This window comes from Salipiger pentaromativorans (assembly GCF_024721115.1).
Lineage (GTDB): Bacteria > Pseudomonadota > Alphaproteobacteria > Rhodobacterales > Rhodobacteraceae > Salipiger > Salipiger pentaromativorans.
This window is the reverse complement of the sequence record NZ_JAMDHK010000027.1, coordinates 1-13,071: the sequence shown is the minus strand read 5'-3', so window position 1 is coordinate 13,071 and position 13,071 is coordinate 1. Positions and strand designations below refer to the sequence as shown.

Below are 13,071 nucleotides of genomic sequence, written 5' to 3'. Positions count from 1 at the left end.
CTGCCCTCACACGCTGGGCGAGGAGAGCGACCGCCCCCCGCAGACATAAAGAAGCTGGCCGGTGACATAGGCGTTGGCCTCATCGGCAAAGAAGGCGACCGCCTGGGCGATGTCGCCGGACTGGCCCATGCGGCCCATGGGCACGGTCTTTTCCAGCCGCGCGCGCTGCTCGTCGGTATAGCTCGCCATCAGCGGCGTCTCGACGATGCCCGGCGCCACCGCGTTCACGGTGATCCCCTTGCGGGCGTATTCGATGGCCAGCGTCCGGGTCAGGCTGACCACCCCGCCCTTGGAGGCCGAATAGTTCACCTGCCCGAACCCGCCCAGCCAGGCGCGGGACGAGATATTGACGATGCGCCCGAACCCCGCCTCGACCATGGCGGGGATCACCGCCTTGCAGCACAGGAACTGCGACTTGAGGTTGACGTTCAGGACAACGTCCCAATCCGTCTCCTCCATGTTCACGATGCGCTTGTCGCGGGCGATGCCGGCGTTGTTGACCAGAATGTCCGGCGCTTTCCACTCTGCGGCGAGCGCGTCGAACGCCCCGGTCACAGCCTTGCCGTCGGTGACATCCACCTCCTGCCCCAGAACGCTGGCGGCCCCGGCCCCGAGCAGGTCCGGCAGCGCGGCGAGCGCCGCCGGATCCCGGTCCCAGACAGCGACCCGGTGGCCCTTGTCCAGCAGCGCGCGGGTGATGCCGAGGCCGATGCCCTGCGCGCCGCCGGTGACAATGGCTATCCTCTGCGTCATGGTCCCCTCCTCACAGCGACAGGATGGTGACGACGGCCACGGCAGAATCGCCCGCGAGCTGACCGCCGTTGTTCTCGGCCAGCGCGACCTTCGCGCCTTCCGTCTGGCGGGCACCCGCCGTGCCGCGCAGGTGGTGCACCAGCTCGATGATCTGCCCCGCCCCGGTCGCGCCGATCGGATGGCCGCGCGACAGCAGCCCGCCGCTCGGGTTCACCGGAATGCGCCCGCCGATACTGGTGTCGCCGTTGCGGATCAGCGCGATGGCCCCGCCCGGCCCGCAGAGACCGAGGTTCTCATAGTGGATCAGCTCCGCCGGGGCCGAGGCGTCGTGCAGCTCGACCACGTCGAGATCCTCCGGCCCGATGCCCGACATCTCATAGGCCTTGCGCGAGGCGGTCACCGCCACGAGCTCGCGCTCGCCATGCGCCTTGGCCGACACCACCGCCGAGGCGCGGACCCGGATCCTGGGCGTGTCCAGCGTCTTGGCAAGCTCGGGCGAGGTCAGCACGATGGCCGCCGCGCCGTCGCCGATGGAGGAGCACATGAACAGCGTCAGCGGATCGCTGACCATGCGGCTGCCCATCACCTCGTCGAGCGTGGTTTCCTTGCGGAACTGCGCGAAGGGGTTGAGGCTGCCCGCATGGCGGCTCTTCACCACGACGCGGCCGAAATCCTCGGGCGCGCCGCCGGTCTTCTCCAGCCATTTGCGCGCCTTGACCGCGTAAAGATCCATGAAGAGCGAGCCGGACCCGGCCTGATAGCCCTCGGGCAGCGGCTCTTCCAGATCGACCGCGCGCGAGAAGGCGCCGAAGGACACCGCCTTGTCCTCATGGGTCAGTTTCTCGGACCCCATCACCAGCACACACTCCGCCTGCCCGCTGGCGATCATCAGCCAGCCGAGGTGGAAGGCGCTCGACGATGAGGCGCAGGCGTTCTCGACGTTGAACATTGGCACGCCGTCGAGCCCGGTGTTGCGCAGCGAGGACTGGGCGCGGATCATCTCCTGCCCGGTGACCACACCGGCGGCGGCATTGCCGAAAATGACCTGATCGACCTGCGCCGGGGCGATGCCCGCATCGGCCAGGGCCAGCGATACCGCCTCTTCGGACAGGGATTTGAGATTGCGGTCCATGAACTTGCCAAAGGCGGTCATGCCGATCCCGGAAATGATGACGTCTCTCATGAGCTCTCCTTGAAGGTCTGATCCGGCTGAGCCGGACGCAGGCGTTTGAAACTGCCGGTCGCCGTGGCGACGAGGCTGCCGTCGAGGTCGCGGACCTCGCCCTCGCTGAAGACCACGCTCCGGCCCCCGCCGGTCACCCGGCCCGTGGCCCGGACACGCGGACCCTTGGGCGCGGCGATGTAGCTGATGGACAGGGTGAGGGTGACGGCGCGGACAAGGTCGGTGCCCTCGGCGATGAACCGGACCGGCAGGCCGCAGGCGGCGTCGAGCATCGAGGCGATCACCCCGCCATGCATCCGCTTTTCGGCGTTGCTGTGCCGGGGGGCGATGGCCAGCTCGAAAACCGCGCCGCTGCTGTCGAGCGACAGGAATTCCAGCCCCAGATCCGCGAGGAACGGGCTTTCCGCCAGCAGCGCGTCAAGGTCCAGCGGGACGCGGTAGGAGGACGGAACGCTCATGGCCGCTCGAACACCGCGGCCAGCCCCATGCCGCCGCCGATGCACATGGTTTCCAGCCCGAACCTCGCCTCGCGCCGCGCCATCTCATGCAGCAGCGTCGCAAGGATACGGACCCCGGTCGCGCCGATGGGATGGCCGAGCGAGATCCCCGAGCCGTTCACGTTCACCCGCTCCAGATCCTCGGCGCCCAGCCCCTTGAGCGCGGCCAGCGCCTGCGCGGCAAAAGCCTCGTTCAGCTCGATCAGGTCCATCTGCTCCAGCGTCAGCCCGCATTTCGCCAGCGCCTTCTGCGTCGCCGGAACCGGGCCGATGCCCATGCGGGCGGGGTCGCAGCCCGCGACACCCCAGCCTTTCAGCCGCCCCATGGGCGTCAGCCCGTGCCTTTCGAGATAGGCACCCGAGACCACGAGGCAGCCCGCCGCCGCGTCGTTCTGCTGGCTGGAGTTGCCCGCCGTGCAAACGCCGCCCTCGCGGATAACCCTCAGGCCTGACAGCGTCTCCATCGTGGTCTCCGGGCGGATCCCCTCGTCGCGTGTCACGCGGGTGACGGCGCCTTTCCGGCCCGGCACCTCGACCGGCACCACCTCCTTGTCGAAAAGCCCCGCCTCCCAGGCCGCATGGGCCCTGGCATGGCTGCGCACGGCAAAGGCGTCGGCCTCGGTCCGGGTGATGTCATACTCGCGGGCCAGCGTGTCGGCGGTCTCGGGCATGCCCGAGATCACGCCGAAGCGCTCTTGCGGCTGCGACCGCACCCGGCCCCGGTCGAGCCGGTCATGCAGGGTGACACTGCCCGCGCGGCTGCCCCACCGCATGTCGGTGGAGTAATACTCGATATTGCTCATGCTCTCGACGCCGACGACCATGACGGCCTCGGCCTGCCCGGTCTGCACGCACATCGCGGCGTTGATCACCGCCTGAAGCCCCGAGCCACAGCGCCGGTCGAGCGTATAGCCCGGCACCTCGATGGGCAGCCCGGCGGCCAGCGCGCCATAGCGGCCCAGACAGGGCGCCTCGCTCGACGCGTAGGATTGCGAAACGATCACGTCGTCCAGCGTGTCGCCCGGAATGCCGGTGCGCGCCATCAGCTCGGTGACGATGCGCACCATCAGGGCATCGGCCGTCAGCGGCCGCAAGGCACCGCCGAACTTGCCGATCGGCGTGCGAAGCGGAGCGACGATATAGGCGTCGGTCAGATCGGTCATGGGTCGGTCCTCCTTCGGCGGATCCGGCCTGGCCGGTCCCGCCGCTCAATTGTCCGTATTGCGGACTTAAGTTCGTAAAATGAACTCCGCGCAGATGTGAGTCAAGCTGCAGGAGCCTCGAAAATCGCGGAATCTGGTGATTTTCTTGCTGCCATTTCAGGCAGGAACGCCAACAGGATCAGAGGGTTACACCCTCTGATCCGAGATGCGGCGAGGCTGGCGCCCGAAGAGCTACAGCACGCTGGGCAACCAGGTCACGATCCCCGGCACGAAGGTCATCAGCAACATGGCAAGCAGGAAGATCACCAGCACCGGATAGCTCGCCCGGAACACCTGCCCGACCGAGATATTGGGCGCCGCCGCCGACAGGGCAAAGAGCGTGTAGCCGAAGGGCGGTGTGACCCCCCCGACCGTCAGGTTGATCAGGAAGATCGTCCAGAACCAGATCGGATCGTAGCCAAGGGCCGCCACGAGAGGCTCGTACAGGGGCACCGCCATCAGCAGAAAGGCGATCTGGTCGATGAACATGCACAGCACCAGCGGCAGCGCCATCAGGATGAAGAACATCACCATCGGCGACAGCCCCAGCTCGGTCGCCCAGGCCACCAGCGCCCGCGATGCCCCGGTAAAGGCCACAAGTTGGCTGAACAGGGTCGACGAGGCGACGATGACCATGATCATCACGCTCAGCCGCGTGGCCGAGGTCAGGGCGGCCAGCAGCATCCCGGCGCTGGCGCGCTTGTAAAGCATCGCCACCAGCACCGACCCGACCACGCCGGTCGCGGCGGATTCGCCCGGCGTCGCGATCCCCAGCATGATCATCCCCATCACCATGAAGATGATGAACATGAAGGGCACCATCCGCAGCAGCGCCCCAAGGACACTGCCCCGATCCTGCTCCTCCTCCTCGCTGTCGTCGGGAGCAAGGCCGGGGTTCCGCATCACGCTTGTCGTCACATAGACCCCGGTCATGATCGAAATGACGATGCCCGGAATGATCCCGGCGATCAGCAGACCGGCGATGGAGACATCCGCCAGCGATCCGATGATGATCGCCAGCAGCGACGGCGGAATGATCGGCGCCAGCGACGCACCGGCAAGGATGACCGTCGCCGACAGGCGCGGCGAATAGCCCCGCGCCTCCATCGTCGGCATGGCCGAGCGGCCCAGCATCGCCGACACCGCCACCGCCGCGCCCGACAGCGCGCCGAAGATCGTCGCAATCACGATGACCACCGCGTAAAGCCGCCCGCGCACCTTGCCCACCAGCCGGTCGACGGAGTCGAACAGCACATCCACGCTGCCCGAGCGGAACAGGATCTCGCCCATCAGGATAAACAGCGGGATCGTGGCATAGCTGCCGTTCGAGATGCTGTCGGTCACGCTGTTGACGAAGAGGCCAAAGCCGCGCTCGCCGATCAGCAGCGCCGTCGCGGTCAGGTTCACCGCCAGAAAGGCGATGAAGACATTGATCCCCGTCAGCATCAGCAGCAGCAGCGCGCTGAAGAAGGACAGAAGAATGAGGGCCCAGTCCATAAATGGTCACTCTCTTGATTTCGGCCCGAGCGCGAGCGCGGCAAAGGCCAGCGCCGCCACCCCGAACCCGATTGCGACACTGCCGGTGATCCAGACGCGCGGGATCCGCCAGGTGCCTTGCGTGTGCAGGTTCCGTGCGAACTGGGTCAGGGCGATGTCGACGGCCAGATAGGTGACAAAGACGCAGACGCAGGCACTGACGAGAAACAGCAGCCGCCGGACGATATGGTCTTTGCGGAACCTGTCGAGGAACAGGCTGATCGAGACATGTTCGTTGCGGCGCGTCACCTCCGGCAGGCCAAGCATGATCATGAAGGCCAGAAGATACCGCACGCTGTCCGACACCCATTTTGTCGGGCTGTCGAAGAAGTAGCGCATGGAGATCTCAAAGATCGTGATGACCAGGATGATCACCAAAGACGCGCAGGAGATCAGGAAACAGAGCCTGACGAGCAGATCGGCCAAAGAGCCGACCTGCCGCGGGATGACGAGACGCCGTGTCACTGGAGGAGGCCTGCCTCTTCGGCCTGCTGGTGCATCTTCTCGGCAAAGTCTCCGCCGGTGATGCGCGCGGTCGCCCAGGCACCATCGGAAAAGATCTGCTCGACCTTGTCGGCATCTTCCTTGGCGAACTCGGTCAGCTCCATGCCCTGCTCGATCAGAAATGCCTCTTCCTCGGCGGCGAGCGTGTCGAACCGTTCGGTCGAGTCCATCTCGATCGCCATGGCGGCCTTGGTGATGATCTCCTGTTCCTCGGGCGTCAGGCTGTCCCAGCTGTCGAGGTTCATGAAGACGAACAGGCCCACGGTGCCGAACTTGGGCCGCGACAGGTAGTTGGAGACCTCGTACCACTTCTTCTCGGCGATCCCGATCAGCGTCGTGCCCGCGCCGTCGATCACGCCGGTCTGGAGCGAGGAATAAATGTCGGTCATCGGCAGGATCACCGGCGAGGCCCCCGCCCCTTCGATCACCGGATTATAGGTCTGCGTCCCGCGGATCTTGCGGCCCTCCAGCGAGGGGTAACCGGTGATCGGATCCCGGAGGATGAAGTTGAACGCCACCGATCCGACCGGGGCCACCGCGATCGCCTTCAGCCCGAGCGTCTGATAATATGCGTCCAGCGTGTCGATGACCCCCGAAGACCGGCGCAGCGCGGGGTCGGCGCGCGTCCCCTCGACGCCGAGACCGATAGAGGCCGTGCCGATGTGATAGGCCGGATGGGTAAAGAGCAGATCGAAGACACCGGCCTGAACGGGTTCGAGCTGCTCGAAGGCCGGCACCACATCGGGGCCCGAGACGGTGATGGAGATCTCGCCGCCCGACAGTTCCTTTATCTTTTCGATGAGCGGGGTCACCACATTCGCGGTATAGGCCTGATTTTCCGGCCAGCTCGAAAGCATCCGCAGATCGGCCGCCGTTGCGGGCAGCGCGGACAGGGCCGTCGCCGCGCAGGCGAAAGCAAAGGCTTTGAAGTTCATGTTATCCTCCCGTTTCATGAATTCGCCTGCCGGATCGGCCTCCCTGGCGCCTTGTCCGTATAGCGAACTAATGTCCATTAAACGGAGCATGGCCCGCGCTGTCAACCCGCTTCATGGGTCAGCCTGCCGTCAGGATTGACAGGCCAAAGTCGGGCACGGCATATACTCTTCATAAAATGGACAATTGTTCGCAATACGATCAAAGCGGGAGGCCACCAGTTTTGACCATCGCCAGAGACACGCCACCGCCGGACCCGCTGCCCGATCTGTCGCGCTGGATTCGCCCCGGCGATTCGATTGTCTGGGGACAGGCGGGCGGCGAACCCGAGGCGCTGACCCGCGCTCTCGTGGCGCAGCGCGCCGTGCTGGGTCCGCTCACCGTCACCGTCGGCTACAGCCTGACGGAGACCCTCGCGCCGGCACATGCCGACCACATCCGGGTTCGTTCCTATTGCGCCAGCGGCACCAACCGCCTCCTCGCGCGCGCGGGCGCGCTGGACATTCTGCCGGTGCCCTATTCCTGGTTGCCCAAGGTTCTGGGCGACATCGACGTGCTGATGCTGCACCTGCCCCCTGCCCGGCCCGACGGCCGGCACGATCTGGGGCTGATGCAGGAATATATCGCGCCGCTGATCCCCCGCGCGCGGGTCATCCTGGCCGAAGTCAACGACCGGATGCCCAGCGTTCCCGGCCTGCTCGACATCGGCCCCGATCAGATCGACCACATCGTCGAAACCTCGCGCCCGCTGCGGGAGCTGCGCCTGCCGCCCCCCGGCAAGACCGAACGCCGGATCGCGGCCCATATCGCCGGGCGGATCGAGGACGGCTCGGTGCTTCAGATGGGGCTCGGCCAATTGCCCGAGGCGGTGCTGGGCGCGCTCAGCCAGCACCGCGATCTCGGCATTCATTCCGGGGTGATCGGCGACGGCGTGGCGGATCTGACCGAAGCGGGGGTCATCACCAACGCCCGCAAGACCCGCGACCGTGGCGTGACGGTCACAGGCTGGCTGCTGGGCAGCCGCCGGGTCTATGATTTCGCGCATCGCGACGCGGGCCTGCGGCTCTGCCCCTGCACCTACACCCACGATCCGGCGGTTCTGTCCGGGCACGACCGTTTCGTCGCGCTCAACTCGGCGGTGGAGGTGGATCTGACGGGGCAGGTCAACGCCGAGGTGGCCGGGGGCCGCTATATCGGCTCGGTCGGCGGCGCCGCCGAATTCCTGCGCGGGGCACATGGATCGCGCGGCGGGCTGCCGATCATCGCCCTGCCCGCCACCGTGGCGCGCAGCGGCGCCAGCCGGATCGTCGCAAAGCTCGGCGGTCCCGTCAGCACACCGCGCAGTGAGGCAGGGCTCATCGTCACCGAACACGGCATCGCCGATCTGCGCGGGCGCTCTCTGGCCGAGCGGCGCAGGCTGATGATCGACATCGCGGCACCAGAGCACAGGGCCGCGCTGGACGCGGCAGAGCCCTGAGCGTCAGGCGGCGGTTCGGGCAGAGGTCTCGGGACGGCGGTAGCGCGCCAGCTTGGCCTCGTCGATCTCGACACCCAGGCCCGGCCCGTCATTCAGAAGCCGCGCGCCATCCTGCATCCGGAGCCCAGAGGTGGTGATCCGGTCGGCGGCAAGGTCGGGACCGAAAAGTTCGCAGCCAAGCGGCATCTGTTCGACCGCGCAGAACAGATGCAGCGAGGCGGCCGTGCCGATCACGCCTTCGAGCATGGTCCCGCCATAGGGCGACATGCCCGCGCAGATCGCCATTTCCGCCATGCGGCGCGCGGGACGCAGACCGCCGCATTTCGCGACCTTGATGGCAAGGGCATCGACCCCGCCGAGGCGGATCAACTCTAGCAGATCATGCTCTGTCATAACGCTTTCATCGGCCATGACCGGCACACGGCATTTGTCTTGCAGCGATACGAGCCCGCGCGTGTCGGTGGCGCGGATCGGCTGTTCGATCAGCGCGCATCCGGCATTATCCAGAGCCGGCACCCATTTCCGCGCGGTGCGCAGATCCCAGGCCTGATTCACATCGACACGCACCTCCGCCTCCTGGCCGAGCGCGGCGCACATCCGCCCGATGCGCGCGACATCCGCGCCGGGGTCGTCCCGCCCGATCTTGACCTTGAAGACCGAATAGCTCCCCGCGTCCTTCAGCCGCTTCGCCTCGGCGATGTCCGCCTCGGCGTCGCCGGTCGCCACGCCCCAGGCACATGCGATCCGGTCCCGCACGGCGCCGCCCAGCAGCGCGTGCACTGGAATGTCCTGCGCCCGCGCGGCCACATCGTGCAGCGCCATCTCAAGCGCGGATTTCGCGAATTCGTTGTTGCGGACACGGTGCGCGACCTGAAGATAGGTGGCAAAGCTGCGTGGATCCGTCCCGATCAGCGCGGGCGCGAGATAGAGGTCGATGACCGCCTTCATCGTCTCGACGCTTTCCGCCGCCCAGGACGGGCCGCCGATGGCCGTCGCCTCGCCCAGCCCGGTCACGCCGCGATCGGTGCGGATCCGCACGATCACGCTCGACATCTTGTCGATGGCGACAAAGGACAGCTTGTGCGGGCGGATCAGCGGAATATCCACGATGATGGTTTCGATGCTTTCGATTTTCATGGTGTCCTCCGGGGATTACTGAACCGACTGCGGGCCGAACAACGCGTTCGGCAGAGCGGTGGAAAGCGCGGGTACATAGGTGACGATGACGAGGAAGATCAGCAGCACCGCCAGCCAGGGAAGCGCCGCCTTGGCCACCTTGAAGACCGGCATGCCGGTGATCCCCGAGGTGACGAAAAGATTGAACCCGAGCGGCGGCGTGATCATCCCGATTTCCATGTTCACCACCATGACGATGCCGAGGTGAATGGGGTCGATCCCCAGCGCCATCGCAATCGGAAAGAGGATCGGCGCCACGATCAGGATCAGGCCCGAGGGCTCCATGAAATTGCCGGCGATCAGCAGAAGCACGTTGATCATGATCAGAAAGGTCCAGCGGTTCAGACCGATCGAGGTCACGGTCTGGGCGATCTGGTCGGGCACCCGCAGGTCGGTCAGGACGTGGCTGAAAATGGTGGCATTCGCCACGATGAACATCAGCATGGCCGTGGTCTGCGCCGCCCCCAGCACCGTCGTGCCAAAGGCGCCCCGATGGAAGGCAAAGACCCTGCGCAGGTCGAGCGGCACATCGCGGTAGACCACCATCGCCACGAAGATCGCATAGACCCCGGCGACCGCCGCCGCTTCGGTCGGGGTGAAGATACCGCCATAGATCCCGCCGAGGATGATGACGATGAGGAACAGGCCCCAGCTTGCCTCTTTCGCCGCGTGGGCCCGGATGCGCCAGGGCGCCTTGTCCTCGCGCGGCAGGTTCCGCCGGTGAGCGATGACCAGAATGGTGCCGATCAGCATCCCGCCCGCCAGCAGGCCGGGAAAGACGCCCGCCATGAACATCCGCCCGACGGAAACCTCGGTCGCGGCGGCATAGACCACCATGATGATCGACGGCGGGATCAGGATGCCGAGCGTGCCCGCGTTCGCGATCAGCCCCGCCGCGAATTCCTTGGAATAGCCCATCCGCACCATGCCCGCGATGGTGATCGAGCCGATGGCCACCACGGTTGCGGGCGACGATCCCGACACGGCGGCGAACAGCATGCAGGCCAGCACCGAGGCGATGGCGAGCCCGCCGCGAAAATGCCCCACCATCGTGACGGCAAGGTCGATCAGCCGCCGCGACACGCCCCCGTTGGTCATGAACGCCGACGCGAGCAGGAAGAACGGGATGGCGAGCAGCGTGTAATGCTCCATCGCGTTGAAGATCTTGAGCGCGACCGACGCGAGGCTGTCGTTCGAGAAAAGCTGCATGGTCAGCAGCGCGGAGAGCCCCATGCAGACCGCGATCGGCGTGCCGATGGCCAGAAGCAGCAGGAGCGAGCCGAACAGAAACAGGCTTTCCATCTCAGCGATCTTTCCCCGGTGCTGCGGTTTCGTCACGCTGGCCGGCTTGCGCGGCATTCAGCTCGGCCACCAGTTCCTTGTCCTCGAGCGAGGACATCATCGAGTCGAGACGGTCCGTCAGGATCTGAAGGAAGGTGGCCCCGAACCGGACAACGAGGATGAGGAAACTCAGCGGCAGCACGCTCACCACGACCCAGCTTGGCACCGGCAGCTCAGCCGCAGAGATCTTCAGGCGATAGAGCTTGGAGAAATAGGTCCAGGACCCCGACAGCATCAGGACCGCGTAGCCCACACAGGCCGCCGATGCGGCCAGACCGCAGAGCTTGCGCGGACCGCGTCCGATGACCGAGATCAGCGCGTCGATCCCGATATGCCGCCCTTCGCGCGCCAGGTGCGCGGCCCCCAGAAGGACCAGCCACGCGAAGAGGAAGACCGTCAGTTCCAGCGCCCAGACGGCGCCCGCGTTGAAGACATATCGCGCGATGACCTGGACAAAGGTCACCCCCGCCATCGCCAGCAACAGGACAATGAGCAGGGCCTTTTCGACCCCGTGAACGAATTTGAGCATACCGCCCTCCGCAGGTTTCGAAATCTGCCCGGTGCACAGGCACCGGGCAGTCGCAGCCGTCACTCCGGGGAGGCGGCGGAGGCGGCGGCGATCAGATCGGCTCCGATCTCGTCCTCGAATGCGTCCCAGACGGGTTTCATCGCCGTGACCCAGGCCTGCCGCTGATCGGGCGTCAATTCCCGGATCGTCGATCCGGCGGCGGCGATCTTGTCGCGCGCGCCGGCATTCATGCTGGCGGCCAGGTCGCGTTCCCGAAGGGTCACCTCGTCGATGATGGCGCGCAGCTCGGCCCGGATGTCGTCGGGCAGCCCGTCCCAGAATTCCGAGGAGGTCACCAGCACATAGCCCATGGCGCCGTGGTTGGTTTCGGTGATCCCGTCCTGAACCTCGTAGAACTTGGCCGACCAGATATTGGCCCAGGGGTTCTCGGCCCCGTCGACAACGCCGCTCTGAAGCGCGTTATAGGCCTCGGCATAGGCCAGAACCTGCGGGTTGGCGCCAAGCGCCTTCATCTGGGCTTCGATGATGTCGGCGGGCTGGACCCGGAATTTCAGACCCTTGGCGTCGTCGGGCGAGACCAGCGGCCGATTGGCGGAGAGCTGCTTCATCCCGAGGCTCCAGTAATCGAGCCCGACAAAACCGGCCTTCTCCATTTCCGACAGGATGCTGCGGCCCGCATCGCTGGCCTGAAAGGCTTCCGCATGGGCGGTGTCCCGGAACAGGAACGGCAGGTCGAAGATCTGGAACGCCTTGGTAAAGCGCTCGAACTTGGCCAGCGACGGGGCCGCCATCTGAACGTCGCCCAGCTGCATTGCCTCCAGCACCTTGTCGTCGCCGTAAAGCGACCCGCTGGGATACACCTCCAGCGCCACCTTGCCGGCCAGACGCTCGTCGACGAGCTGCTTGAAATACGCGACCGCCTCGCCCTTCGGATGGCCGCTCGCCGCGACGACATGCGCAAACTTGATGGTGATCGGAGCGGCAAAAGCCGCGCTGCAACCGATCGACATGGCGGTGAGCGCCGCAAGCCCGCTACGGATGAAAGTCATGATGTCCTCCCTGAATTCGGTGACGGCATTGCCGTGGAAACCGGCGCCTCCTCGCGCGCTGCCTCCTGCCGTTCCCCGACTTTAGAGATGAACTTCCATAAAGAAACAGGTATCACTTTATCATATGCATTACCAAAACTAATGGTTTTGAAGGGCCGGCCGCATGGACATCACCCAGCTGAAATACTTCAAAGCCATCGAGGAAGAGCGCAGTTTTACCCGCGCCGCCAAGAAGATCGGCGTGACGCAGCCGGCCCTGTCGCATCAGATCCGCAATCTCGAACACGAACTCGGCGGCCCCGTCCTGGAGCGGAGCGGACGGACCGTGACCCTCACCCCGCTGGGCGATGTGCTGCTGCCCCATGCCCGCGCCCTGATTGCGCAGCTCGATCAGGCGCGCAACGAGACGCTGGCGCATGTGAACGCCCAGACCGGAACATTGCGGATCGGGACGACCCAGAGCTTCAATGCCGTCTATCTCCGCGAGATCATAGCCGCGTTTTCGCGGGCTTATCCGAACACCACCTTCAATGTGCAGGAGCTGCTGGTGCCCGAGATGGAGGATCAGCTTCTGGAAGGGTCGCTCGATCTGGGGTTTTCCTATTTCCCCGCGAAACACTCCGGCATCGAGGAAACCGTGCTTTATGACGAGGCCCTTGTCGCGGCGGCGCCGCGCGGTCTGGTCCGCGACAGCCCCATCACCTTTGCGGCGCTTTGTGCCTATCCGATGGCTCTGCCGACGCCGAATACCCAGACCCGCAGGATCATCGACGAACATGCCAGACAGACGGGCAGCACGCTTAAGGAACGTCTGATCTACCGTTTTGGCTGTGCCGATTTCCATGCAATCGGGCTTTGATTTAGCATACAGGGACCGATTTTGGGCTCGTA

13 protein-coding genes are annotated in these 13,071 nt (G+C 65.6%); 2 read left to right on the top strand and 11 right to left on the bottom strand.

Annotated elements, in window-relative coordinates; genetic code table 11:
• Window positions 1–6 precede the first annotated feature (6 nt).
• The 7 genes from M4578_RS24650 to dctP form a co-directional block, all read right to left on the bottom strand.
• The gene (locus M4578_RS24650; protein WP_258095796.1) at window positions 7–753 is read right to left on the bottom strand and encodes an SDR family oxidoreductase; all 747 of its coding nucleotides are present in this window, start codon (window positions 751–753) and stop codon (window positions 7–9) included.
• Between the two features lie 10 nt (window positions 754–763).
• Window positions 764–1,936 (bottom strand): thiolase family protein, encoded by a 1,173-nt coding sequence (locus M4578_RS24645; protein WP_258095795.1) that lies wholly within the window; start codon window positions 1,934–1,936, stop codon window positions 764–766.
• Window positions 1,933–2,394: a PaaI family thioesterase gene (locus M4578_RS24640; protein ID WP_258095794.1), complete on the bottom strand. Its 462-nt coding sequence runs from the start codon at window positions 2,392–2,394 to the stop codon at window positions 1,933–1,935. The genes M4578_RS24645 and M4578_RS24640 overlap by 4 nt, the downstream gene beginning before the upstream one ends.
• Complete coding sequence (locus M4578_RS24635) at window positions 2,391–3,596, bottom strand: acetyl-CoA C-acetyltransferase (RefSeq protein WP_258095793.1); 1,206 nt, start codon at window positions 3,594–3,596, stop codon at window positions 2,391–2,393. The genes M4578_RS24640 and M4578_RS24635 overlap by 4 nt, the downstream gene beginning before the upstream one ends.
• Before the next feature lie 231 nt (window positions 3,597–3,827).
• Window positions 3,828–5,132, bottom strand: coding sequence for a TRAP transporter large permease (locus tag M4578_RS24630; RefSeq protein ID WP_258095792.1), 1,305 nt, complete (start codon window positions 5,130–5,132; stop codon window positions 3,828–3,830).
• A gap of 6 nt (window positions 5,133–5,138) precedes the next feature.
• The gene (locus M4578_RS24625; RefSeq protein ID WP_258095791.1) at window positions 5,139–5,636 is read right to left on the bottom strand and encodes a TRAP transporter small permease; all 498 of its coding nucleotides are present in this window, start codon (window positions 5,634–5,636) and stop codon (window positions 5,139–5,141) included.
• Window positions 5,633–6,628, bottom strand: a complete 996-nt coding sequence (gene dctP / locus M4578_RS24620) for a TRAP transporter substrate-binding protein DctP (RefSeq protein ID WP_258095790.1) — start codon at window positions 6,626–6,628, stop codon at window positions 5,633–5,635. The genes M4578_RS24625 and dctP overlap by 4 nt, the downstream gene beginning before the upstream one ends.
• Window positions 6,629–6,831: 203 nt before the next feature.
• Here dctP and M4578_RS24615 point away from each other — a divergent pair, with 203 nt between their 5' ends.
• Window positions 6,832–8,085 carry an acetyl-CoA hydrolase/transferase family protein gene (locus tag M4578_RS24615; RefSeq protein WP_258095789.1) on the top strand — a complete coding sequence of 418 codons (1,254 nt, stop codon included), beginning with the start codon at window positions 6,832–6,834 and terminating at the stop codon, window positions 8,083–8,085.
• A gap of 3 nt (window positions 8,086–8,088) precedes the next feature.
• Here M4578_RS24615 and M4578_RS24610 read toward each other — a convergent pair whose 3' ends face one another.
• The 4 genes from M4578_RS24610 to M4578_RS24595 are packed head-to-tail and all read right to left on the bottom strand — an operon-like array spanning window position 8,089 to window position 12,180.
• Window positions 8,089–9,222, bottom strand: a complete 1,134-nt coding sequence (locus M4578_RS24610; protein WP_258095788.1) for a muconate/chloromuconate family cycloisomerase — start codon at window positions 9,220–9,222, stop codon at window positions 8,089–8,091.
• A gap of 15 nt (window positions 9,223–9,237) precedes the next feature.
• On the bottom strand, window positions 9,238–10,563 hold the full coding sequence (locus M4578_RS24605; protein ID WP_258095787.1) for a TRAP transporter large permease: 1,326 nt from the start codon (window positions 10,561–10,563) through the stop codon (window positions 9,238–9,240).
• Between the two features lies 1 nt (window position 10,564).
• Window positions 10,565–11,131, bottom strand: a complete 567-nt coding sequence (locus tag M4578_RS24600) for a TRAP transporter small permease (RefSeq protein ID WP_258095786.1) — start codon at window positions 11,129–11,131, stop codon at window positions 10,565–10,567.
• A 59-nt stretch (window positions 11,132–11,190) separates the two neighbouring features.
• On the bottom strand, window positions 11,191–12,180 hold the full coding sequence (locus M4578_RS24595) for a DctP family TRAP transporter solute-binding subunit (RefSeq protein ID WP_258095785.1): 990 nt from the start codon (window positions 12,178–12,180) through the stop codon (window positions 11,191–11,193).
• A gap of 163 nt (window positions 12,181–12,343) precedes the next feature.
• Between M4578_RS24595 and M4578_RS24590 the strand changes: the two genes are divergently transcribed.
• A complete protein-coding gene (locus M4578_RS24590; protein WP_258095784.1) occupies window positions 12,344–13,039 on the top strand; it encodes a LysR family transcriptional regulator in 696 nt (231 codons plus the stop codon).
• Window positions 13,040–13,071 lie beyond the last annotated feature (32 nt).

Excerpts from the sequence above, each read along its gene's own strand:
- M4578_RS24590 (WP_258095784.1), top strand. The coding sequence starts at position 12,344 with ATGGACATCACCCAGCTGAAATACTTCAAAGCCATCGAGGAAGAGCGC.
- M4578_RS24605 (WP_258095787.1), bottom strand. The coding sequence starts at position 10,563 with ATGGAAAGCCTGTTTCTGTTCGGCTCGCTCCTGCTGCTTCTGGCCATC.
- M4578_RS24650 (WP_258095796.1), bottom strand. The coding sequence starts at position 753 with ATGACGCAGAGGATAGCCATTGTCACCGGCGGCGCGCAGGGCATCGGC.
- M4578_RS24595 (WP_258095785.1), bottom strand. The coding sequence starts at position 12,180 with ATGACTTTCATCCGTAGCGGGCTTGCGGCGCTCACCGCCATGTCGATC.
- dctP (WP_258095790.1), bottom strand. The coding sequence starts at position 6,628 with ATGAAACGGGAGGATAACATGAACTTCAAAGCCTTTGCTTTCGCCTGC.
- M4578_RS24630 (WP_258095792.1), bottom strand. The coding sequence starts at position 5,132 with ATGGACTGGGCCCTCATTCTTCTGTCCTTCTTCAGCGCGCTGCTGCTG.
- M4578_RS24635 (WP_258095793.1), bottom strand. The coding sequence starts at position 3,596 with ATGACCGATCTGACCGACGCCTATATCGTCGCTCCGCTTCGCACGCCG.
- M4578_RS24640 (WP_258095794.1), bottom strand. The coding sequence starts at position 2,394 with ATGAGCGTTCCGTCCTCCTACCGCGTCCCGCTGGACCTTGACGCGCTG.
- M4578_RS24600 (WP_258095786.1), bottom strand. The coding sequence starts at position 11,131 with ATGCTCAAATTCGTTCACGGGGTCGAAAAGGCCCTGCTCATTGTCCTG.
- M4578_RS24610 (WP_258095788.1), bottom strand. The coding sequence starts at position 9,222 with ATGAAAATCGAAAGCATCGAAACCATCATCGTGGATATTCCGCTGATC.
- M4578_RS24645 (WP_258095795.1), bottom strand. The coding sequence starts at position 1,936 with ATGAGAGACGTCATCATTTCCGGGATCGGCATGACCGCCTTTGGCAAG.